The sequence below is a fragment of the Streptomyces sp. NBC_00414 genome (assembly GCF_036038375.1).
Lineage (GTDB): Bacteria > Actinomycetota > Actinomycetes > Streptomycetales > Streptomycetaceae > Streptomyces.
Genome location: NZ_CP107935.1, coordinates 7961041 through 7983705, shown reverse-complemented (window position 1 = coordinate 7983705; position 22665 = coordinate 7961041). Strand labels below are relative to the sequence as shown.

Genomic DNA, 22665 nt, shown 5'->3' with positions numbered 1-22665 from the left:
AACGGCGCAGTCTTGCGGCTTTTCGCCTTTAGGGGCGCGGGGAACGGCGCAGGCTTTTTCGGGGGGGGCGGGGAACGGCGCAAGCTCTTGGGGGCGCGGGGAACGGCGCAACAAGCCCCCACCGGACCCGCCCCCGACCACCACCCCGCCCGCCCTACCGACGAACCCACTTCACTTCATACGCCCCCATGGGGAACCGCTTCCCATCAACCTCCGCACTGATGGAGCGACCCAACGTGTTCACAACAAGAACAACCCGCTCATCGGCAAGAACCCGCACATTCGCCCGGTCGTCCGCGGCAACGGACACCGCCTCATACTCCGTCCCGGGAGGAAACTCCGCCCCGAACCGCGAGAGCAGGCCGAGCATCGGCAACGGCTCTCCCCCCGAGCCCCGGTCGGTCGGCGTCCACAGACACCCCGGACACCCCGCCCCCTTCTCCGTCTCGGGATTCCAGTAGAAGGCGGAGGTGGTCCCCCCACGGGCCATCGCGATCAGCCCGGAGGCATGCACGGCGACCCGGTGCGCCTCGCTCCAGCCGTCCCGGACATCGTCCCGGTCCGCCGGCTCCACGTAGTACTCGGCCCACCACAGGGGCAGGTCACCGGTCCGCGCCCGGACCCACCGGCTCACGGCCGTGAACTTCTCGGTCGCCGCGAACTCGTCCGGCAGCAGATCGTCGTCCTTGGTGTAACTGGACCCGTCGACGACGACGAAGTCCGCGCCCGCCTTGTTCTTGTTCCAGTAGTCGAAGGCGTCGAGGACCCGCTGGTCCAGCGCCCCCCAACGGCCCTTGAGCGTCGGCGAGGCGTCTTCCTTCTGACGCGGGTCGACGCTGTCCATCACCAGATACGGCCCGCCGACCTCGATGTCCTTGTCGACCTTCTTGAGCGCCCGGTAGACGAGGTTGTACAGCTCGGTGTAGCCCTCGTAGTCCCAGCGGGCCTCGGTGTCGTTCCAGAAGCCCTTGAACTCGTTCCACACAATGAAGTGCCGTACGTCCGGATAGCGCTTGGCGACGGTCACGGCGAGCGCGGCGTAGTCCTTGTAGTGGGCCCGGTCCGGGGCCGTCTCCAGGGCCGCCTGGCTCCAGTCGGTCCTGTCGGAGCCGGGTTTGCCGCCCTTCATCCAGTCCGGCGCGCAGCACAGCGTGACGACCGGCGTGCCGCCCGTCTCGCGGACGAAGTCGATCCGGCGGTCCATGTCCTCGAAGTCGTAACGCCCCTTGACCGGCTCGGGGTTGTCCGCGCCCCAGCCCATGATGTGCTGGATCTGCGGCGGGGACTGCTCGCCGAGGCGCCGCTCCACCCGCTTCGTGGCGGCCTCGCTGCCCTCGTCGGCGCTGAACTGGGTGTGGGTGAAACCCCAGCCCACCTCCGGTTTCGCCGACGGCGGGACGGACGGCGTGCCGTGCACCTTGTCGCCGTCGCGAGTGGTGCCCGCCTCGCTTCCCGCGCTGCCGGGCAGGGTGTGGATCAGGGTCAGCACCAGGGCCAGAGCGGCCACGCCCACGCCGAGCAGAGCGGTGAAGCGCCACCGCCGAGCCCCCGATTTCCACCCATGACGTGCCATCAAGGGCAACAGTAACCGCGCACGTCGGCGGCGGAACAGCTTCCGTTCCCCACAGCCCTGTAACAGGGGGCGCCCAAGGGCGCCCGCGGACGCACCGCGGAAACCGGATGCACGGGACGTCCGTGTGGCGGATCATGTCGGCATGTCTGCGAACCCACACGACGCTCTGCCGATCCGGCTCAACGTCGACGACAGCGACTCACCGTCGGACGTCATCGACGCGCTGTTCCTCGGCCGCTTCGTGACGGGCGAACAGCCGCATTCACACGCGGTGAACATCGAACGCGTACGGTCCGGGCTCTCCCTTCTCCCGCCCGGCGCCCGGGTGTTGCGCTCCGCCCGTGACGGTGATCGCAGCGCGACGCTCGCGGAGGGCGACGGCTGGACGCTGCTCGTGTCGCGCTGGAACCGCGGCGCGGACGTGACGATCACCGCGACCAGCGAGGAGCTCGCCGAGAAGGTCCTCGGCCAGGTCACGGACGGCGCGGCCGACGAGCCCGAACCGCAGCCGGAGAACGTGGCCATGGGGTTCTGGTACGTGTCGCCGCGGCGCGGTCCGCACCGCACGACCCGGCAGATCTCGGCGGGTACGTGGGAAGAGGTGCGCGCCAACTACACGGCGCCGGTGGCGGACGCCATGGACGGCCTGATGAAGATCACGCCCGAGGACATCGCGGGCCGGCTGCTGTTGCTGCACGGTCCGCCGGGCACGGGCAAGACCTCGGCGCTGCGTACGCTGGCGCGCTCGTGGCGGGACTGGTGCCAGGTGGACTGCGTCCTGGACCCGGAGCGGCTGTTCTCCGACGTCGGATATCTGATGGACATCGCCATCGGCGAGGAGGACGGCCCGGGGAAGGGGCGTTGGCGGCTGCTCCTCCTGGAGGACTGCGACGAGCTGATCCGCGGCGAGGCCAAGCACACGGCGGGGCAGGCGCTCTCACGGCTGCTCAACCTCACGGACGGCCTGCTCGGTCAGGGCCGCAACGTCCTGGTGGGGGTCACGACCAACGAGGACCTGGAGCGCCTGCACCCCGCGGTGGTCCGCCCCGGCCGCTGCCTCGCCCGTATCGAGGTCGGCCCCCTCACCCGCCGCGAGTCCACGGCCTGGCTCGGCACGGAGGAGGGCCTGGGCCGCGACGGCGCGACCCTGGCCGAGCTGTACGCCCTGCGCCGGGGCACCACACCGACCTCGGTCCCGGGCCAACGAGAGGGCACGGACGCGGGCCTGTACCTGTAGCCGCCGGTCTCCGCCGCGACGGCGAGCCACCACCGCGGCGCATCCCGGCGGTGCCGAATCCACCCCCGCCCGATCTGTGCCGTACGGCATCCGGCATCCGGCATCCGGCCACGGTGGCGGGGCACCAGGTGGGGCACGGCGGTCGCGCCCCAACCTCAGCCCGATTCCCCGTAAGCCGCGCGCAGCGCGTCCCGGACGGCGTCGAGCGCCGCGGCCTCGGACAACCCGAGCCGCCGCGCGCGCTCGGCGTAGGTCTGCGCGGCCGACGCGGCTTCCCGGTCGGCCGCCGAGCCCGCGGCGGCGACGAGCGTGCCGTTGCGCCCCCGCGTCTCGATGACCCCGTCCGACTCAAGCGCCCGGTACGCCTTGGCGACCGTGTTGGCGGCGAGGCCGAGCTCCTCGGCCAGCCCCCGCACGGTCGGCAGCCGGTACCCCACGGGCAGTGCCCCGGCCCTCGCCTGCTCGGAGATCTGGGCGCGTACCTGTTCGTAGGGCGCGATCCCCGTACCGTCATCGATGTCGATCTTCAGCGTCACCCGGTGATTGTCCCGCACCGGCCGGAAAATGAGAGGCGCCCTGCCACACCTCGCGCGTAGCGTCCGATTCCATGACTGTGATCGTCCGCGACTTCCGAATCCAGGATGCCGGGGACGCCGAGGGCTTCTCCCGCATCCGGCGTCTGGCGCTCCCCTACATGCTCTCCACTGCGGAGTCCGTCCTCCACGACGTCGCACACGCACACCCCGACGCGCACTTCCGTCCGCTGGTCGCGGAGGAGGACGGGGAGCTCATCGGCACGGCCAACACGGGTGTCGTGTACGACAGCCCGCAGCCGGGCCAGGGCTATCTGAACGTGTACGTGCACCCGGAGCGCCGGGGCCGCGGCGCCGGCTCGCTGCTCGTACGGGCCGCCGAGGAGCATCTCGCCGAGGTGTCCGCGCAGAAGCTCTTCGCCTGGGTGCTCGACGAGCCCGCGAACCGTGCCTTCGCCGAGCGGCGCGGCTACGGCGCGAGCCGCTCGGCGCACTTCCTCCGTCTCGACCTGGCGAACGCTCCCCTGCCGTCGCGCCCGGAGCCGCCCGTAGGTGTCGAACTGCGCACGGCCGCGGACTTCGCCGACGACCCGCGCCCCCTCTTCGAGCTGGACGCGGAGACGCTCGCGGACGAACCGAGCGACATCGCCCACGAGTTCACCGACTACGAGGCGTGGCTGAAGGAGACCTGGCACCACCCGCTCCTCAGTCATGAGCTGACCTCCGTCGCGGTCGTCGACGGCCGGCCCGCCGCGTTCAGCGCCGCCCGTACCGACGGTGGCACCCGCTACGGCACGGTGATGACCGGCACGGCCCGCGCCCACCGGGGACGTGGCCTCGCCAAGCTCGCCAAGAGCGACTCCCTGCTCCGCGCCCGCGCCGCCGGCTTCACGGAGGCGTTCACCGGCAACGACTCCGGCAACGGACCGATGCTGGCCATCAACAAGTGGTTCGGTTACGAGATCTGCGCCACGGAGGTACAGCATGTCCGTGAACTCGGCTGATCCCTCGGGCCGGTTCGAGGCCCCGAAGACCGTGGACGTCGTCCTGGTCAAGGCGGGCCGTACGAAGATCCGGTATCCGGCCGACCTGCTCCACGACGACGGGACGCACGTCGTCGTCCGCGCGGCCTGGGCAGGGGCCGGCGTCCGCGACTTCGGCTTCGTGCGCTTCGAGCCGGGCGACGTCTTCACCGAGCACTACTGGCGGGACCGCTGGTACTCGGTGAAGGAGGTCCGCACCTCCGAGGGCGCGCTCAAGGGCTGGTACTGCGACATCGCCCGCCCGGCCGACGTCGCTCCGGGCGAGGTGGTCTGCGAGGACCTCGACCTGGACCTGTGGCGCTCCGCCGACGGCAGGACCGTAGTGCGTCTGGACGAGGACGAGTTCGCGGCAAGCGGTCTGGAGACCACCGACCCGCAGGCCGCGTCCGCCGCCCGGGCCGCTCTGGACGAGCTCGAACGCATCGCCCACGAAGGCGACTTCGAGGCACTGCTGACCTAGGACCCACCACCCCCCTCACGGACTCCTCCCGGCCCCTCTCACGGCACAGCGATCACCGCATAGCGCTCGTCCGTCACTTCCCGGCCCCACAGCAGGGAGTCGTCCGACAGCCGCTCCACGCGGATGTCCGCGGCGAGGGGCGCGAGCAGATCGGTGAGCCGGTCGGCGGACATGCCGACCGGGCTCACCGTCCCCCAGACGCCCTCTATGAGGACGAGCCGCCCGCCGGGGCGCAACAACCCGCGCCAGTGCCGCAGGACGCGGCCGGGTTCGGGCAGTGCCCACAGCACATGGCGGACGAGGACTACGTCGAACCGCTGCTCCCCGACGGGCGGGGCAGCCGCGTCACCGACCAGGAACGCGGCGTCCCGTCCGGCCAGTTTGGCGCGGGCCAGTGCGACCATGCGGGGCGAGAGGTCGACCCCGGTGACCCGGTGCCGCGCCTCGGACGCGAGGAGTGACAGGCTCCCCGTGCCGCAGCCCAGATCGAGCACGTCGGACGGGCCGCGGGGCAGCCAGCCACGCAGCCTGGCCGCCCATGCCTCGCGCACGGCGGGGTCCCGCAGCCCGTGGTCCGGCTCGTCGTCGAAGGTGTCGGACTCCGCGTCCCAGTCGATGCCGGACCGCTCTCCACCAGTGCTGTTACTCGTCATGCACTCAGAGTGGCACCCGCCACTGACAACGGGATCGGCGCCCGCCCCGACCCCGCCATTCGTACAAACCGACAAGATGTCCGACATGCGGACTCACAGGTGAAACGTGACAGCCGCCACTGACAAGCGGCCGCCGATGAGTCACCCTCCCGGAAATGGTCTGCCGCCGTGAGAACGGGGAACCCGGCAGCCAGCCGTGAGGGAGGCCCCCATGCGCCGAACAACCGTGCAGAAGCCCTTGAAGAAGCTGTCCTCTCGTCGTGTACGGGAGGAGGCCGACCAGGTCCCGGCCGAGCGCCCGGAAGTCCGCAAGGACATCCATCGCACCTGGTGGCCGGACGGATGAGGCGGGTGAGGCGGATGAGACCGCCGGGCGGCCTCGGGAATCGCGGGAGTCACGGGAATCGCGGAAGCCACGGGAGCCACGGGAGCTTTCAGGGTGCGAGCCGCTTGCGGTAGTGGAGCCGGTCGTAGGGGCCGTCCACACGGCGCTCCACGAGTTCGTACCCGTACCGGGGGTAGAGCCGCTGGTTCTCCCACATCATGGCGTGCGTGCGGAGCCTGACCTCGGGCAGGCCCAGAGCCCGTGCGTGTGCGTCCACGAAGGCGAGCAGCCGCCGTCCCACGCCCTGTCCATGGGCGTCGGGGCGGACGGCGATGTTGTCGAGGAACAGATGGTCCTCGCGCGCCTCGATCACCACGAGCCCGACCACGGGCTCCCCCGTGACGAAGACCCGCCCGGCGGCGACCTCGGCCGCGTGGTCCGCCCGCATGGGCTGCGGCACGATCCCGATGCGCTCGATGTAGTGGTGGTACGCCGCATCGGTCACGGCCTTCACGGCGGCCACGTCGGCGGCGACGGCCGGCCGGATCTCCGTCTCCCGCGAACTGTCTGTCATGGCTCGAACGGTAACTACCTGAGCCCAGTCTCAGCACTCCCTTAACGGCACCATAAGGATCGCCTCCACCCGCTCCCAACAGGCGATTCAGCGGTTTCGAGGGGCTAGCTTGCTGATCGCCCCCAGGCATCACAGGCACCCCCAGATCCGTTTCGAGGAGTTCCCCCATGCCCGCTCGCCACCAGGCCGCCCGCATCGCCACCGTCGTCGCGGTCGGCGTCGCCCCGCTCGCCCTGACCGCGCTCGCCGCCGCTCCCGCCGCCGCGCACGGCTCGATGACGGACCCGGTGAGCCGGGTCGCGGCCTGCTTCGCGGAGGGACCGGAGAACCCGAAGTCCGCCGCCTGCAAGGCCGCGGTCGCGGCCAGTGGCACGCAGGCCCTCTACGACTGGAACGGCGTCAACATCGCCAACGCCGCCGGGAAGTCGAAGCAGATCATCCCCGACGGGAAGCTGTGCAGTGCCGCCAACGACAAGTACAAGGGCCTCGACCTGGCCCGCGCCGACTGGCCGGCCACGCAGCTGACCTCCGGCAACCGCACCTTCCGCTACAAGGGGACCGCCCCGCACAAGGGTTCGTTCGAGCTGTACGTCACCAAGGACGGGTACGACCCGACGAAGCCGCTGAAGTGGTCGGACCTGGAGTCGAAGCCGTTCCTCAAGGTCACCGACCCGCAGTTGCGCAACGGCGACTACGTCTTCAGTGGGGTCGTGCCGGTCAAGTCGGGCCGTCACCTCATCTACTCGATCTGGCAGCGCTCGGATTCCCCCGAGGCCTTCTACACCTGCTCGGACGTCGTCTTCGGCGAGGGCGGCGCGGGTGCGGAGGCCTCGGCGGCCCCGGCCGCGTCGGCGCCGTCCGACGAGGAGATCGCGGACGGTGCCGACGAGTCGTCCGTGGAGCACGGGGGGCACGGTGACGACGACCCGAAGACGCAGGCCACGGTCACGGCTGCCGCGGACACGAAGTCGGACTCGGAGTCCGGCACCGACTCCGGGGCCGAGGAGACCGCCGGAGCCGGAGCCGGCGACGCGGCCGAGGCGGCCGGTGGATCCGGCAGTGACGCCGAACCCGCCGGGGAGTCGGCGAACCTCGCCGAGACCGGTGGGTCCGACTCGACCGCGTACATCGCGGTGGGTGGGGCGGCGGCCCTGGCGATCGGCGCGGCGGCGATGTTCGCCTCCGTTCGCCGGCGGGCGGGCGTCCGCCGGTAGAGGGCCGGCAGGCAGGGGACGTAAGGGATTCGGCGGTACGGGAACTGCGGGCCGGACGTGGCCGGTCGCGCAGTTCCCCGCGTCCTTCGGGGCGCTAGCCGATCGCCGACAGGCAGGTCGTGGGGGTGGCGTGGGACGGGTCCAGGGCGTTCGCCACCTCGTGGAAGGCGATCCGGTCGGCGAGCCCGAGTGCCGCGTGCTCGGAGAGGTCGAGTGCGCACAGGTCCTGGATCAGGACGTTGCGTACGTTCGGGCCGTCGAGGAACTGCGAGCGGTACGGCGTGACGACCTCGTCGTACCGCGTGGCGATGACCGTGTAGCGGACGCCCGGCACGGTGTCGCCACCCGCGTTGAGCCTGGTGAGGAAGGGGGAGCCGGCCACCTGGTCGGCGAGGGCCGGGGTGGCCGTCGAGAGCAGGTCGCCCGCGGCGGGGAAGTACCGCAGCAGACCGGCCAGTCCGTTCAGGGTGGTGCCGTGGTTGTCGGGCGCGATGCCGACGAGGGCGTTCACCTTGGCGGCGCCACCGAGGAACTTCAGGTAGTGGCGGGGCATCATTCCGCCCTGGGAGTGGCCGACGAGGTCCGCCTCGGCCGCTCCGGTCGCCGCGAGCACCTTGTCGACGAAGACCTTCAGCTGTTCCGCCGACTTGTCGATGGGGCCGAGGCCGTGGACGAGGGGTACGCCGGGGAGCTGCCCGTAGTCGAGGGCGAAGACGCAGTAGTCGCGGTTCACCAGGTAGGGCGCGAGGCCCAGCCAGTTGTCGACGGAGTTGGCGAAGGTGCCGTGGACGAGGACGACGGGGTGCGGGTGTGCGGCGGACGGCTTGCAGGAGTAGTCGTTCCAGCCCCTGCTGGGGGCGCTTTCGGCACGGTCGGGGGCAGCGGTGGCGGTGGCGGCGGGGACGATGGTGACCGCGGCGGCCAGCAGCAGCGCCGACAGGGGTCTGAGCAGGTGCTTCCAGGGCAGCATCGGGTGATCTCCTTGCGGCTCAAGGGAGTGACGAGGCCGTACGCCCTGTGATCCGGATCACGAGGATGCTGTTCTGCTTTCAAGTTACGAGTGAGTAGTAAAGGTGTGAAGTTACGCGTCAGTAAAAACTTCCGGTGGTAACCGGGAGCGCTGACACGTGTCGTTGAACCGTCACCAGGCGGGCCTGATGGGACCGTACGGCGCAATGGGTGGCAAACGGTCACGCAATGCCCGAACTTCACCCTCACCGACTAGTTCGACCCAGGGCCGAACGGCAGAACCCGGCTACGCCGCCAACGCGCCCGACACCACCGCCCCCGCCCCGAACTTCTCCCGCACCCGATCCGCCACCTCCTCAAGACGCCGCACCTTCTCGTCCACCGGATCGAAGGTGAGCTGGTAGGAGGCCTGTTCGGCGGGGTCGAGACCCTCGGCCCGCAGAGCGACGCCACGGACCCGGGCCCGCTGCAGACCGAGCCCCTCGTACATGCGGTACGCGGCGTCGGTGAGCGCCGAGGAGTGGGCGGTCGGCTCGGGGAGCGTACGGCTGCGGGTGGTGGCGGAGCGGTCGGCGTAGCGGACGGTGAGGGTGAGCGTGCGGCACACCTTCTCCAGGGCGCGCAGCCGTGCGCCCAGTTCCCCGGCGGCGGAGAGCAGTGCGCGCCGGTGCCGGGCGGGGTCCAACTCGTCGCGCGGGAAAGGCCGTTCGGCGGCCAGCGACCGGGAGACGGCGTTCGGCACGACCCGGCCGCGGTCGATGCCCTGCGCCATCTCGTGCAGTTCGCGGCCGGTACGGGCGCTGGTGAGCCGTTGCAGTGTGGACAGCGGCGCGGCGGCCACCTTGCCGATGCTGTCCAGGCCGTACTCGCACAGGGTGCGGGCAGTGGCGGTGCCGACTCCGGGCAGCGCCCGCACGGGCCGCTCCTCCAGGAACTCCTTGAGGGCGCGGGGGCCTTCGGGGACCACCCGGGTCTGCCCGGGTGCGGCTTCCCGCAGGGCCATCCGCGCGAACATCGGGCCGGGGCCGGCCCCGATCGCGCAGTCGACGCCGTGCCAGGCGAGCGCCCGTACCCGGATCAGCGCGGCCAGTTCGACGACGTCCCGCCGGAAGTACCGTTCGGCGCCCCGCAGATCGGCCAGCGCCCCGTCGGGCGGCAGCGCCTCGACGACGGGGGTGAACTCCTCCAACGTGCCGAGGAGCCCGGGCAGGGCGGCCTCGTACATCGGCGGCAGCTGGAAACGTACGCAGAGAATGGTCATCCCGCACTCCCCGGGCTCTGGTGCCACAACTTCTTTCCGCTCGCGGGCCCTTCGCCCGCCGGACGCAGATCCGCCCACGGATGCATTTCGTATCCCGTGGGCAGCTGGATTCGACGGCCGCCCGTCGGATCCCCCGCGCCCCGGGAACCGCCCTCGGCCCCAGCTCCTCCCCCAGGCTCTCCCGCGGGCCCTCCCTGTGGTTCGGCCAGTCTCATCGCCACTCCGTCCAGTCCTTCCGCGTCCCGCAGTTCCATCAGGTCGGCGAGGTTCCAGGCGGCCGCCCCGACCACGCTGAGGCTGCGCGGGCCGCGCCGTTGCACCACTCCGCGTACGAGCAGGAGCCAGGAGTGGAAGACGGTGTGCGCGCACGTGTCGTGGGAGTCGTCGAAGAAGGCCAGGTCGAGCAGGCCCGTACCGTCGTCCAGGGTGGTGAAGATGACCCGCTTGCCGGAGCGGATCGGCGGTGTCTGGGTGGCCGCCTTGGCACCCGCGACCAGTACCGTCTCGCCGTGCTTGGCCGCCCGCAGCCGGCGCGCCGTGACGACGCCCAGCTCGTCCAGGAACTTCCGGTGATCGTCCATCAGGTTGCGCGAGGCATCCATGGAGAGCACGCCCAGTTCGGCACTGAGCCGCTCCGCCGAGGAGAGGTCGGGCAGCCCGGCCGAAGCGGTCTCCTGCCCACCGCCCAGCGGGAGTTGGGATCCGCCACCACCGCGTGCGCCCCGGTGCAGCTCGGTCAAGTGCAGTTGCAGGTCACGGCGGTTGGCGCCGAAGGTGTCCAACGCGCCCACCTGCGCGAGCCGTCCGGCCAGTGGACGGCTCGGCCGGGCCCGTTCCCAGAAGTCGAGCAGCGAGGCGTACGGCCGCCCTTCCGCGATCCGGGCCGCCTCGGCCTCACTGATCCCGTGCACGTCGGAGAGCGCGAGCCGGACACCCCAGGTCTTCCCGGAGATCTCCTCGGAAGCCTTCTCGGACCCTCCGGCTCCTTCGAAGCCCTCAGATTCAGACACCAGTTCGATACTGTGTGCGACCGAAGACCGGTTCACGTCCAACGGCAGGATCGGCACCCCCCGCCGTCGCGCGTCCGCGAGCAGCAGCCGCTTCGGGTACATCCCGGGGTCGTGGGTGAGCAGCCCGGCGTAGAAGGCGGCCGGGTGGTGCGCCTTCAGCCACGCCGACTGGTAGGTCGGCACGGCGAAGGCGACCGCGTGCGCCTTGCAGAAGCCGTACGCCCCGAAGGCCTCGACGATCTCCCAGGTGCGGGCGATCGTCTGCGCGTCGTACCCCCGTGAGGCCGCGTGCTGCGCGAACCAGAAGCGGATCCGCCCCTGCGACTCGGGGTCGGACAGCCCGCGCCGCACCCGGTCCGCCTCGCCCCGCCCGCAGCCGGTCATGATGTCGACGATGTCGATGACCTGCTCGTGGAAGACCACGACCCCGTACGTGCCCTTCAGTGGTTTCTCCAGATCCGGGTGCGGATAGCGGACCGGCGCGCGGCCGTGCCGTGCCTCGATGAACGGCCGCACCATGTCGGCCGCGACCGGTCCGGGGCGGAAGAGCGAGATGTCGACGACGAGGTCGTGGAAGGTCGCGGGCTGGAGCCTGCCGACCAGGTCCCGCTGTCCCGGCGACTCGATCTGGAAGCAGCCCAGCGTCTCGGTGGACCGGATGAGCCGGTACGTCTCCGGGTCGCCCTCCTCGGCTGCGACGGCGTCCAGGTCGACATGGTCCCCTGTCGCCCGCTCCACCTCGGCCACCGCGTGCGCCATCGCGGACTGCATCCGCACGCCCAGCACGTCGAGTTTGAGCAGCCCGAGATCCTCGACGTCCTCCTTGTCGAACTGCGACATGGGGAGCCCTTCACCGCTGGTCGGCACGACCGGCGTACGGGCGAGGAGCGAGGCGTCGGAGAGGAGGACCCCGCACGGGTGCATGGCGACTCCGCGCGGCAGGGCGTCCAATGACTCCACCAGCTCCCACAGCCTTCCATACTTCCCGTACTTCGCCCCTTTCTGCTGGAACTCCTCCGCCAGGGAACGGAGTTCGGGCAGTTCCGCCAGCGCCGCGCGGGCGTCGCGGGCGCGGATGTGCGGGAAGGACTTGGCGATGCGGTCGATGTCGGCCGGGTCCATGGACAGGGCCGCGCCGACGTCCCGTACCGCGTGCCGCACCCGGTACGTCTCCGGCATCGCCACCGTCGCGACCCGTTCGGTGCCGAACCGGCCGATGATCGCGCGATAGACCTCGATGCGGCGCGCGGACTCCACGTCGATGTCGATGTCGGGCAGGACCGCGCGGCGCTTGGACAGGAAGCGTTCCATCAGCAGGCCGTGTTCGACGGGGTCGGCGTGCGCGATGCCGATGAGGTGGTTGACGAGCGAGCCCGCCCCGGAGCCGCGGGCGGCGACCCTGACGCCCATCCCCCTGACGTCGTCCACGACTTGAGAGACCGTCAGGAAGTAGGAGGCGAAGTGGTGGTGGGCGATGATGTCCAGCTCGCGGTGCATCCGCTCCCAGTACTCACGTGCCCGGGAGGAGCGGTCGTGTCCGAGCCGCATCATTCCCTCCGCCGCCCGCGAGGCCAGTACGCGCTGCGCGGTGCGGCGCCCGGCACCGACGAGGTGCGGCTCGGGGAAGTGCACGGTGCCGATCCCGAGGTCGTCCTCCGGGTCGACCAGGCACTCGGCGGCGGTGGCCCTGGTCCGGTCGAGCAGCCGATGGGCGGTGTCACGGCGGTAGCCGGCGGCCTCGACGACCCGTTCGGCGGCGGCGAGCATGGCATCCGCGCCCTTGAGCCAGGCCTCGCCGCTGTCCAGTTCCTTGCGGGGGTCGATGGGGACCAGTCGGCGGGCGGCGTCCAGCACGTCGGCGACCGGGCCCGCGCCGGGGTCGGCGTACCGGACGGCGTTGGCGAGCACCGGGCGCACCCCCTGCTCGGCGGCGAAGCCGACGGTACGGGCGGCCAGCCGCAGGGAACCGGGCCCGGTGCCCTCGCGGCCGTGCCAGACCGCTTCGAGGCGCAGGGCGTCGCCGTACACCTCCCGCCAGGGCGCGAGCAGTTTCACGGCCCGGTCGGGTCGTCCGGCGGTGAGCGCGCGGCCGACGTCGGAGGCCGGGCCGAGCAGCACGGTCAGTCCCTCGGCGTGGTTCTCCGCCCAGGGCAGCCATGGCCGCCCTTCCCCCGCATGCGCGGCAGTAACGATTCTGCAGAGATCGGCCCAGCCCCTCGCGCCGTCCCGGGCGAGGAAGGTCACCCGGGGCGCCGACTCGTCGACGAAGGCACCGCCGCGCACGGGAGCCCGGCGCCGCTCTCCCCGTACAGGCCCTCCGGCGGACTCCCTGCCGGACCTCCTGCCGGAGGATTCCCCGGCGGAGTTCCTGACCGGCTCTTCGACCGCGAGGTCGACCCCGAACAGCGGGCGCACCCCCTGCGTGGCGCAGGCCTTGGCGAAGCGGACCGCGCCCGCGACGGTGTCCCGGTCGGTGAGCGCCAGCGCGTCCATGCCCCGCTCCGAGGCACGCTCGGCGAGACGCTCCGGATGGGAGGCCCCGTACCGCAGGGAGAACCCGGAAGCGGTGTGCAGATGCGTGAAGCCGGACACGCGCACCTCCACCACCAGGGGCTTCCACAACAGCCCTCGAACGTTTGTTCCCAGGATCCTCACCTCCACCATAGACCATGTCTCGAACATCTGTACGACATCCGTTCGGACCCGCCCCACCTGCGCAAACGTCGCGAGACCCGGACCGTGAGGGCATGGCACGGACAGCAGAGGCCCCGCCCAAGTCCTTCCTCGACGAGGTCAAGGACGCGGTCACCCCACGGGCCACGCTGCTCGTCATCGGCGTGGTCGCCCTGCAGCTGCTCTTCATCGCCTCGTACGTGGGGGCGCTGCACCATCCGAAGCCGAAGGACGTGGCATTCGGGGTGGTCGCGCCGGGCGCCGCCGCCGGGCAGACGGTGGCCCGGCTCGAAAAGCTGCCCGGCGAGCCCCTGGATCCCCGGACGCTCACCGACGAGGCGACGGCACGTAAGCAGATCGCGAACCGTGACATCGACGGCGCCCTGCTGGTCGACCCGGGCGGCACCACCGACACCCTGCTGGTCGCCTCCGGCGGCGGCAAGACCCTGTCCAACGCCCTGATCGCGCTCACCACCGAGCTGGAGAAGAACCAGGGGCGCACGGTACGGACCGTCGACGTGGTCCCGGCCGACGCCCAGGACGCCAACGGGCTCACCCCGTTCTACCTGGTCGTCGGCTGGTGCGTGGGCGGCTATCTGTGCGCGTCGGCGCTGGCGATCAGCGCGGGTGCCCGGCCGGCCAATCTCCGGCGCGCGGTGATCCGGCTCGCCTCCATGGCCCTGGTCTCGATCGTCGGCGGACTCGGCGGGGCGGTCATCGTGGGACCGGTGCTGGGAGCGCTGCCGGGGAGCGTGGCCGCCCTCTGGGGACTCGGCGCGCTCATCACCTTCGCGGTGGGAGCCGCCACGCTCGCGCTCCAGTGCGTCTTCGGGATCGTCGGCATCGGAGTGGCCGTGCTGCTGGTGGTGATCCTGGGCAATCCGAGCGCGGGCGGCGCCCTCCCTCCGCCGATGCTGCCACCGTTCTGGAAGGCGATCGGCCCGGCTCTGCCCCCGGGCGCCGGCACCTGGGCGACCCGCTCGATCGCCTATTTCAAGAGCAACGACATCACCGCCTCACTCCTGGTCCTCTCGGCCTGGGCAGCCGTGGGAACAGCGATCACCTTGGCGGCGGGCTCCCGACGCGAGCAGGCTCAACCCCGCGACTTTTAGGGGCGCACGCGAAGCGGCGCCAAGGGGCGCGGGGAACCGCGCGCCCAGCCGCAGCGGACCCGCACCCTCCGAACAACGCGCGAGCCCCGCCCCCACCAGGCCGGTGGGAACGGGGCTCGCGCGTACTCGGCAAGACGGCGAAGCCGTCAGCCGATCTGCGTACCGGTCGCAGACAGTGCCTCGGTCACCGGCTGGAAGAACGTCTCCCCACCAGAAGTGCAGTCACCACTGCCACCCGACGTGAGTCCGACCGCGCTGCTCCCCGAGAACAGCGACCCACCGCTGTCCCCCGGCTCCGCGCAGACATCGGTCTGGATGAGCCCGTTGACGATGTCCCCGCTGCCGTAGTTCACGGTGGCGTCGAGACCGGTCACCGACCCGTCGTGGACCTGGGTCGTGGACCCGCTCCGGGTGACCTGCATCCCGACGGTGGCCTCCGCGGCACCCGAGATCTGCTGAGCGGAACCGTTGTAGAGGTTCACCTCGCTCGGGTGGGCCACGTCCGCGGTGTACTTCACCAGGCCGTAGTCGTTGTCGGGGAAGCTGGAGTCCGCGTTCTCGCCGATCTCGGTGCCGGAGGAGTCCGACCAGGTGGTGATCCCCTCGGTGCAGTGCCCGGCGGTGAGGAAGAACGGCTCGCCGCCCTTGACCACGTTGAAGCCGAGCGAGCAGCGGCCGCCGCTGCCGGTGATGGCGTCACCGCCGGCGACGAAGGTCTTGAACTCCCCCTTCGTCCGCTTGAGTTCGGTCGTGCCGTCGAGCCCGTCGACGACCTTGGTCAGCTTGGCCAGTTCGGCGCCGGTGACCGTACGGTCCGCGGTGACGACGACCTTGTTGGTCGCGGGGTCGAGTGCCCACGAGGTGCCGGGGATGGTCGCGTCCTGCTTCAGCGTCGTACGGGCGCTCTTCAGTTCGGCGAGGGAGTTCTCGACGATTCTGGCCTTGGCGCCGGCCGCCTCGACGGTCTCGGCCGCGGCCCGGTCGAGCACGTTCACGACGAGGCTCCTGGCCTTTGCGTCGTAGTACGTTCCCGCCGCGTCGGTGCCGAGGTCCTGGCCGAGCGTCGAGGCGAGCTTTCCGGCCGCCGTGACCGAGAGGGTCTTCACGCCGGGAGCGGGCGTGTTCTCACTCGCGTTCGCGCTCTGCAGGGTGACTCCGCCCGCGACGAGCGCGGCGATGCCCGCGCCGACCGCGACGGCCCGCCGCCTGGGTATGCGTCGGTGCTTCAACTTGTGTCCTCCTGTGGGGGGTCGGACGCGGCGGTAGTGGGGACCATCGCGACCGAAAAGGGTGTGGCAATGGTGACGACTCATAAAAAAAGCCGCGTCCATGCCAACGGACGCAGCCCACTATTCCGAGGCCGTACGGGAGCACACAAGGTCGACTTCAGGACGCGCGCACCACAACCGACGTACGCCCCCGCACGGTTGACGCGCGTTGACAAGAGCGCTGTCACACCACGTCGATCCCCATTGCAAATACTACGAGCGAGTAACTAACGCCCCTCTGTGAGGTCTAGTCCTGTCCGGTTTTCGACCCTCCGAAGTCCGGATCCAGTGGCGTCTCGACGGGCGGGAGTTGCTCCTGCGCCGATTGCTGCCACTGGGTCAGCAACTGCAGCGCCTGAGCCGGCAGCTCCTGGGACCGAACCGGCGGCCGGGCCGAGGACCCGTCCGGGGACGGCTGGGATTCGGGCAGCGCCTGCGGCTCCTCGGCCCCCGGCACCTGCTCCGCCGGCACCCGCCGCGCGTGGGCGCGGGGCGCTGCCGGATGCGCCGGCTGGGCCGGCTGGGCCCGCTCAAGGAACCGCAGCAGCTCGACGGGGAAGGGCAGTACGAGCGTGGAGTTCTTCTCGGCCGCGACCGCCACCACGGTCTGCAGCAGCCGCAGTTGGAGCGCGGCGGGCTGCTCCGACATCACTCCGGCGGCCTCCGCGAGCTTCTTGGATGCCTGCAGTTCGGCGTCCGCGTTGATGACCCGGGCCCGCCGCTCACGGTCGGCCTCCGCCTGGCGCGCCATGGACCGCTTCATCGTCTCCGGCAGCGACACGTCCTTGATCTCGACCCGGTCGATGGAGACGCCCCACTCCACGGCCGGACTGTCGATCATCAGCTCCAGGCCCTGGTTCAGCTTCTCGCGGTTGGAGAGCAGATCGTCCAGCTCGCTCTTGCCGATGATCGAACGCAACGACGTCTGCGCCATCTGCGAGACCGCGAACCGGTAGTCCTCGACCTTGATGACCGCGTCGGCGGCGGACACCACCTTGAAGTAGACGACGGCGTCCACCCTGACCGTGACGTTGTCCCGGGTGATCCCCTCCTGTGCGGGCACCGGCATCGTCACGATCTGCATATTGACCTTCTGGAGCCGGTCCACGAAGGGCATGATCATGGTGAAGCCCGGACTGCGCACCCCGGATCGCAGTTTTCCGAGCCGGAGCACCACCCCGCGCTCGTATTGTTTGACGACTCGGGCCGCGGCCATCACGTACACCGTTCCGACGGACGCGAGTGCCACTCCCGCCGTCACCAGCTCCTCGACCATGACGACCCCCAGGGTCCGTAACGGGCGCAAAAGGTGTGTACTTCGACGGTAACTCCGGCGCGCGGGCGAAGGGGAGATGGAGGACAGAGGTGCCTGGCGGGATACGGATGCGGGACGGACGGCGGCTGGCGTTCGAGGAGTGGGGCGACCCTGATGGCACGCCGGTGGTGCTGCTGCACGGCACACCGGGCTGCCGGACGGGGGTGGTGCCGCTCGACATGATCGAGGCACGCCCCGAGGTGCGGTTCATCGCGTACGACCGGCCCGGGTACGGGGATTCCGACCGTGGTCCCGGACGCCGGGTGGCGCAGGCGGCGCGGGACGTGGCCGCGCTGGCCGACGCGCTCGAACTGGACCGGTTCGCGGTGCTGGGCCGGGCGGGCGGCGCCCCGCACGCGCTGGCCTGCGCGGCGCTGCTGCCGACCCGGGTACGGCGGGCCGCCGCGCTGGCGAGCCTCGCGCCGCCCTCCAGCGAGGGGCTGAACTGGTTCGAGGGGATGGCGGAGTCCAACGTCGAGGAGTTCACCCGGGCGCTGACCGACCCCGTGGACTTCGCGGAACGGCTCGCCTCACGGGCCGCCGAGATCCGGACCGACCCGGCCCAGCTCCTCGCGTCGGTCCGGGACGGCCTCACCGACTCCGACCGGCGGATCGTCTCCGCCCCGGCCGTGAGCGACATGCTGTTGCGCAGCTACCGTGAGGCGCTGCGCACCTCGGCGTACGGCTGGCTCGACGACAATCTCGCGCTGCTGAGCCACTGGGGCTTCGACCCGGCGCGCATCACCCGCCCGGTGCTGCTGTGGCACGGCGCCGAGGACACCTTCGCCCCGGTGACCCACTTCGAGTGGCTGGCCCGGCACATCCCCCGCGCCCGCCCCGTACTGGACCCGAAGGGGGGCCACTTCTCGGCGCTGGAGGCTCTTCCGGACGTACTGGACTGGCTGTGCGCGACACCGCGGACCGACGGCTGAGCCGACACCGCACCGGCGGACGACGAGCCCCCGCACCGCGAACGGTGTGCGGGGGCTCGTCTGCTGCTGGCTGCAGGTCGGACCGCGAGTGTCTCGCGTTGGGCGCGTACCTGTCAGAAGACGCTGACGCCGTAGGCGCTCAGGGCCTCGGTGACCGGCTGGAAGAACGTGGTGCCGCCGGAGGTGCAGTTGCCGCTGCCGCCGGAGGTCAGACCGTAGGCGACACCGTTGCTGCCGTAGAGCGAACCACCGGAGTCGCCGGGCTCGGCGCAGACCGTGGTCTGGATCATGCCGTAGACGACGTCGCCGCCACCGTAGTTGACGGTCGCGTTCAGGGCGGTGACCCGCCCGGTACGTGTACCGGTGGTGGAGCCGGTACGGATGACGTTGGTACCCACGGCCGGGGTGGCGGCGCTGGTGATGTCCACGCTGCCGGCGGTGCCCGACTTGGCGACCGTGGTGTTGGTGTAGCGCACCAGCCCGTAGTCGTTGGTCGGGAAACTGGAGCCGGCCGTCGAGCCGAGGGTGGTCGTGTGCCCTGAGTTCGACCACCAGGTGCCGGCACCGTCGGTGCAGTGACCGGCGGTCACGAAGTAGTCGGCTCCCGAGCTGTTCTTGACGTTGAAGCCGAGGGAACAGCGCCAGCTACTCGCATAGATGGCGTCGCCGCCCTTGATCAGCTTGTTGATCTTTCCCGGGGTGCTCTTGATCTGCAGGGCTCCGGCGTTTGCGCCCGCGGCCTGCTTGATCTTCGCGATCTCCGCCTCGGAGACGGTGCTGTCGACCGTGACGACGACCTTGCCGGTCTTCGCGTCGGTCGCCCAGGCGGTACCCGGCACATCGGCCTTGAGCACCGCGGAGTTGGCGCTCTTCAGCTGAGTCGTGCTGAACGTCGATGCGTCGTTCGCGTTCGCCGCGGGGACGGTGAACGCGGCCGCGGCCACGAGTCCGGTGGTAACGGCGATCAGCCGGGTCCGTCTCGCTATGCCACTACGGGGGGTGGTGCGCTTGGTCCTCACTGTTCGTTCCCTCCAAAGGGAAGTCGGGGGCCCGCGTGGGGTCGGGGCCCGTGAGGCGCACGCCAGAGGCAGAGTGTCCGGATTCCGGATACGCCGTGCCCCTGACAAGGCGCTGGGGGGAGTATTTGGCCGCGCACCCGAAGGACGCAAGGGCGCCTTTCGGCCGTGCGGCGTTCAACTTACGTATGTCCCACGGGAGTTGATCTCGTCGGCGCCGATGTGTGGGTTGCGTGCAGATCAGCCGGTGCGGATCGGACTGTGCGGATCGGACTGTGCGGATCGACGGCAGTACAGATCAGGCAGGACGCGTTACCGGAGCAGATCGCGCTCTCCGGCCGCAATCTCCGCGCCCAGGGTATTCCCCGGTGGCGGGAATGGGCAGATGAAGTGGTCCGCGAATGCGCACGGCGGAAGCAGAGCCCGGTTGAAGTCGACCGTCGTGCGCCCCTGCGCGTCGGGCGCCGCCGGTCGCAGGAACCGGAAGCGGTAACTGCCGTGTCCGCTGGTCGCATCGGCGAAAACGGCCCACAGCGAGCCGTCCTCCTGGACCGTCACCTGCAGCGTCGACTCGTGGCCGTCCAGCACGAAGGCGAGTTCACCGTCGAGCCCGAGCCCCCGCTCCCGCCCGTCCGCGTTCCCGACGCGCACGGTCCGGTTCTCCCCGTACGGCGTGAAGCGCCCCGGCACCGACCGGCGCGGGTCGTACGGAGTGGCCACGATGCCACGGAACGCCTGCCGGGCCGGGGAGGCCGGGTCGAAGTCGCGTACGCCCCAGAGGCCCTCGCGGACGAGGACGACGAACCGGCGCTCGCCGTACGCGACCCGGGCGTCGCCCACCGGACCGAGGTCGGCCGACAGCCTGACCTCGCCGGTCAGGGGCCGTCCGTCCACGAGAACGCCGTCGGCCTCCTCGGCCGTCAGCAGTACCGCGTCGCCGTCGAGGGCCCACCGGCCGGGCATGTCCGGAAGTCGCCCCTCCGGATGATCTTCGATCCAGTGCGTGCCGGTGAGTGCCAAGGGGCCGTAGGGCGCGGAGACCGTGTCGGTGCGCTGTTGGTGCCAGTGCTTCCAGGCCTCGGACGCGTCCGTCGTCATGTGATCAACCCTTCCATACGGGCTCCTGCAGCCCGAGGTGTGAGCGCAGCGTCGTGCCGGTGTATTCCGTCCGGAACAGGCCACGCTCCTGGAGCAGTGGCACGACCCGGTCCACGAACTCGTCGAGGCCGCCCGGTGTCGGATGCGGTACGAGGAGGAAACCGTCGGCCGCGCCGGTCCGTACCGACTCGTCGATCTCGGCGGCGACCGACTCCGGTGTGCCGACGAAGGACCGCCGGCCGGGCTCCTCGTTCGCGGTCGGGCCGCTCGGCGGGTCCTCCTGCGTCCGCCGGATCTCGGCGGCCCTCTCCCGCGCCTCGGCGGCCGTGTCGCCGAGCACGAAGGCGACCTCGGGCATGATCTTCAGATCCTCGTGGTCACGGCCGTACCCGGCGAGGCGGCCCTTCACATCGGCGTAGAACTCACGGCCCGCCTCCAGGGTCCCGTGCCGCGTGAAGATCACCTCTGCGGTGGACGCGGCGAACTCCCGTCCCTCAGAGGAGTCGCCGGCCCGGATGACGACGGGGTGTCCCTGCGGGGAGCGCGGCACGGTGAACTCGCCCGCGATGTCGAAGTGCCGGCCGCGGTGCGCGAAGGGGCGCGCGATGCCGTCCGGCGTCCAGGAGTCCCACAACTCCCGTGACACCTGGACGAATTCGGCGGCGCGGGCGAGCGGGGTCTCGGTCCCGCCGGTCGGGCGGAGTCGGGAGTGCGCGAGACCGCCCCGGTCCGGGCGGTCACCCCGGTCACCGTGGTCGGGACGGTCGCCGCGCCGGAAGTTCTCCCCGGCGAGGGAGGCGTCGGAGACCGCCACGTTCCAGGCGGCGCGTCCGGCGCTCACGTGGTCCAACGTGGCGAGCCGCCGGGCCAGTTCGAACGGCTCGTTGAAGGTCGTGTCGACCGTGGCGGCGAGCCCGAGCCGCTCGGTGACGGCGGCGAGCGCGTTCAGCACGGTGACGGGCTCGGGCAGACGCGCCCCCTCGGGCAGAAGGAGGAAGTCGAACAGACCGCGCTCGGCGGTGTGCGCGAGACGTTCGAAGGACGCGAGGCCGGTCCGGGACCGCGACCGCGGGTCGGCCCGGACGGTGGTGCCGTCGGCGTCGGGAAAGCGCGCGGCGAGGTGCACCTGTTCGCGAAAGGACTCCTGGGAGGGCTCGCGCGAGGACCGTCCGGCAGGCGTGGGTACGGTCATGACGTTCCCCCTGTCACGGCGTACCGGTTGGCGGGCCGGCCCAGCCCCAGGTGCTCGCGGAGTGTGCTGCCCGGATAGAAGGTGCGGAAGAGCCCGCGGTGCTGGAGCAGCGCGGCCGTGCCGTTGACCAGGCGTTCCAGGTCTCGGCGGGGCTCGACGGGGGTGAGGTGGAAGCCGTCGGCGGCACCGGTCCCGTGCCAGGCGGCGATCAGTTCGGCGAGGTCGACGGGGCCGCCGCGGTACAGCGGGCCCTGCGCGGTCTGCCGGGGGCCTCCCCCGCCGTGGCCCGGCTCGGCCGCGCGCTCGCCGTCACCGAGGTCGACGGTGAGGGCGGCGAGGACACGCAACTCGTCGGGGTCACGGCCGTGGGCGAGCGCGGAGGCCTGCAACTCGGCCCGTATCGCGCCGACTTGTGCCGGGTTCGTGCCCTGGACCAGTGCCACGTCCGCATACCGGGCCGCGGTCGTGCGGGCGTGCCGGTCCGTGGCGTCGACGACCCGCACCGGGTGCCCCTGCGGAGGGCGCGGCACGGCCGACGGGCCGCGTACGGAGAAGGTGTCGCCCTCGAAGTCGACAGGGTGCAGTCCGTCGTGGCCGGTGAAGCGGCCGGTCGCCTCGTCGCGTGTCCTGGCGTCGCTCCCCCGGCTGTCCCACAGCCGGGCGGCGACGTCGGCGACCTGTCCCGCCTCGTGCCACAGCGCGTCGACCGGGGCCGCGTGCCGACGACCGAAGAGGCGGGCCTCGCCCTCGGTGGTCGACACGTCGATACACCAGCCGGCCCGGCCGCGGCTGACCCAGTCGAGGGTCGCCACGGCTGCCTGGACGTGGAACGGCTCGGTGTGTGTGGTGGTGACGGTCGGCACCAGACCGACACGAGTCGTGGCGGGCGCGACCCGCGCCAGCACGGCGAGCGCGTCGAACCCGGACCGCGCGAAGGTGTCGCCCAGGGTCACGAAGTCGAATCCGCCGCTCTCCGCGAGCCGCGCCAGCTCGACGTGGGCCGAGACGTCGTGGGCCGCCTCCTGATCGACGGCTGCGGCCAGGTGCAGAAGCCCCCGGCCGTTCGGTGGCGTCATGGGAGGGAGAACCTTTCCGGGAGCTTGCTGGGAGGTTTGTGTGGGTGGGGGATCCCGTCCGCCGCCGCGACGAGCGGTCGCGGCGGCGGACGGGATCATCAGTGAGGTGCCGTCGGTGTCGGGCGCCGGAA

At 71.2% G+C, this 22665-nt stretch carries 20 protein-coding genes; 7 read left to right on the top strand and 13 right to left on the bottom strand.

What is annotated here, in order from left to right; translation table 11 throughout:
- Positions 1-154: 154 nt before the first annotated feature.
- Complete coding sequence (locus OHS59_RS34735) at positions 155-1573, bottom strand: GH39 family glycosyl hydrolase (protein WP_328497305.1); 1419 nt, start codon at positions 1571-1573, stop codon at positions 155-157.
- A gap of 142 nt (positions 1574-1715) precedes the next feature.
- Here OHS59_RS34735 and OHS59_RS34730 point away from each other — a divergent pair, with 142 nt between their 5' ends.
- Positions 1716-2810, top strand: a complete 1095-nt coding sequence (locus OHS59_RS34730) for a DUF5925 domain-containing protein (RefSeq protein ID WP_328497304.1) — start codon at positions 1716-1718, stop codon at positions 2808-2810.
- Positions 2811-2965: 155 nt separating this feature from the next.
- Here OHS59_RS34730 and OHS59_RS34725 read toward each other — a convergent pair whose 3' ends face one another.
- Positions 2966-3346 carry a GntR family transcriptional regulator gene (locus tag OHS59_RS34725; RefSeq protein WP_328497303.1) on the bottom strand — a complete coding sequence of 127 codons (381 nt, stop codon included), beginning with the start codon at positions 3344-3346 and terminating at the stop codon, positions 2966-2968.
- A 71-nt stretch (positions 3347-3417) separates the two neighbouring features.
- On the opposite strand from OHS59_RS34725, the gene OHS59_RS34720 reads away from it, so the two are divergent.
- Positions 3418-4347, top strand: coding sequence for a GNAT family N-acetyltransferase (locus OHS59_RS34720; RefSeq protein ID WP_328497302.1), 930 nt, complete (start codon positions 3418-3420; stop codon positions 4345-4347).
- Positions 4328-4846, top strand: a complete 519-nt coding sequence (locus tag OHS59_RS34715) for a DUF402 domain-containing protein (protein ID WP_328497301.1) — start codon at positions 4328-4330, stop codon at positions 4844-4846. The genes OHS59_RS34720 and OHS59_RS34715 overlap by 20 nt, the downstream gene beginning before the upstream one ends.
- Before the next feature lie 38 nt (positions 4847-4884).
- Here the strand turns inward: OHS59_RS34715 and OHS59_RS34710 are convergent, their stop codons facing one another.
- Complete coding sequence (locus tag OHS59_RS34710) at positions 4885-5499, bottom strand: class I SAM-dependent methyltransferase (protein WP_328497300.1); 615 nt, start codon at positions 5497-5499, stop codon at positions 4885-4887.
- 211 nt (positions 5500-5710) lie between these two features.
- On the opposite strand from OHS59_RS34710, the gene OHS59_RS34705 reads away from it, so the two are divergent.
- Positions 5711-5845 (top strand): hypothetical protein, encoded by a 135-nt coding sequence (locus OHS59_RS34705; RefSeq protein ID WP_328497299.1) that lies wholly within the window; start codon positions 5711-5713, stop codon positions 5843-5845.
- An 88-nt stretch (positions 5846-5933) separates the two neighbouring features.
- Here the strand turns inward: OHS59_RS34705 and OHS59_RS34700 are convergent, their stop codons facing one another.
- A complete protein-coding gene (locus tag OHS59_RS34700; protein ID WP_328497298.1) occupies positions 5934-6398 on the bottom strand; it encodes a GNAT family N-acetyltransferase in 465 nt (154 codons plus the stop codon).
- 167 nt (positions 6399-6565) lie between these two features.
- On the opposite strand from OHS59_RS34700, the gene OHS59_RS34695 reads away from it, so the two are divergent.
- On the top strand, positions 6566-7612 hold the full coding sequence (locus OHS59_RS34695) for a lytic polysaccharide monooxygenase auxiliary activity family 9 protein (protein ID WP_328497297.1): 1047 nt from the start codon (positions 6566-6568) through the stop codon (positions 7610-7612).
- 94 nt (positions 7613-7706) lie between these two features.
- Here OHS59_RS34695 and OHS59_RS34690 read toward each other — a convergent pair whose 3' ends face one another.
- The 3 genes from OHS59_RS34690 to OHS59_RS34675 all read right to left on the bottom strand — a co-directional run bounded on the left by OHS59_RS34690 (position 7707) and on the right by OHS59_RS34675 (position 13444).
- Positions 7707-8582 carry an esterase/lipase family protein gene (locus tag OHS59_RS34690; protein ID WP_328497296.1) on the bottom strand — a complete coding sequence of 292 codons (876 nt, stop codon included), beginning with the start codon at positions 8580-8582 and terminating at the stop codon, positions 7707-7709.
- A 285-nt stretch (positions 8583-8867) separates the two neighbouring features.
- Complete coding sequence (locus tag OHS59_RS34680; RefSeq protein WP_328497295.1) at positions 8868-9842, bottom strand: DNA polymerase Y family protein; 975 nt, start codon at positions 9840-9842, stop codon at positions 8868-8870.
- Positions 9839-13444: a DNA polymerase III subunit alpha gene (locus OHS59_RS34675; protein WP_328497294.1), complete on the bottom strand. Its 3606-nt coding sequence runs from the start codon at positions 13442-13444 to the stop codon at positions 9839-9841. The genes OHS59_RS34680 and OHS59_RS34675 overlap by 4 nt, the downstream gene beginning before the upstream one ends.
- Positions 13445-13599: 155 nt before the next feature.
- Between OHS59_RS34675 and OHS59_RS34670 the strand changes: the two genes are divergently transcribed.
- The gene (locus tag OHS59_RS34670) at positions 13600-14637 is read left to right on the top strand and encodes a DUF3533 domain-containing protein (RefSeq protein WP_328497293.1); all 1038 of its coding nucleotides are present in this window, start codon (positions 13600-13602) and stop codon (positions 14635-14637) included.
- Positions 14638-14783: 146 nt separating this feature from the next.
- Here the strand turns inward: OHS59_RS34670 and OHS59_RS34665 are convergent, their stop codons facing one another.
- Positions 14784-15866: a S1 family peptidase gene (locus tag OHS59_RS34665; protein ID WP_328497292.1), complete on the bottom strand. Its 1083-nt coding sequence runs from the start codon at positions 15864-15866 to the stop codon at positions 14784-14786.
- A gap of 286 nt (positions 15867-16152) precedes the next feature.
- The gene (locus OHS59_RS34660; RefSeq protein ID WP_328497291.1) at positions 16153-17181 is read right to left on the bottom strand and encodes a slipin family protein; all 1029 of its coding nucleotides are present in this window, start codon (positions 17179-17181) and stop codon (positions 16153-16155) included.
- A 107-nt stretch (positions 17182-17288) separates the two neighbouring features.
- Here OHS59_RS34660 and OHS59_RS34655 point away from each other — a divergent pair, with 107 nt between their 5' ends.
- On the top strand, positions 17289-18152 hold the full coding sequence (locus tag OHS59_RS34655; protein WP_443061664.1) for an alpha/beta fold hydrolase: 864 nt from the start codon (positions 17289-17291) through the stop codon (positions 18150-18152).
- Positions 18153-18265: 113 nt separating this feature from the next.
- Here OHS59_RS34655 and OHS59_RS34650 read toward each other — a convergent pair whose 3' ends face one another.
- The 4 genes from OHS59_RS34650 to OHS59_RS34635 form a co-directional block, all read right to left on the bottom strand.
- A complete protein-coding gene (locus OHS59_RS34650) occupies positions 18266-19171 on the bottom strand; it encodes a S1 family peptidase (protein ID WP_328497289.1) in 906 nt (301 codons plus the stop codon).
- A gap of 309 nt (positions 19172-19480) precedes the next feature.
- Positions 19481-20266 (bottom strand): DUF1684 domain-containing protein, encoded by a 786-nt coding sequence (locus tag OHS59_RS34645; protein WP_328497288.1) that lies wholly within the window; start codon positions 20264-20266, stop codon positions 19481-19483.
- Positions 20267-20270: 4 nt separating this feature from the next.
- The gene (locus tag OHS59_RS34640) at positions 20271-21458 is read right to left on the bottom strand and encodes an LLM class flavin-dependent oxidoreductase (RefSeq protein ID WP_328497287.1); all 1188 of its coding nucleotides are present in this window, start codon (positions 21456-21458) and stop codon (positions 20271-20273) included.
- Entirely contained in the window at positions 21455-22534 is a 1080-nt protein-coding gene (locus OHS59_RS34635; RefSeq protein WP_328497286.1) for an LLM class flavin-dependent oxidoreductase, read from the bottom strand. Before OHS59_RS34635 ends, OHS59_RS34640 begins: the two co-directional genes overlap by 4 nt.
- Positions 22535-22665: the final 131 nt, after the last annotated feature.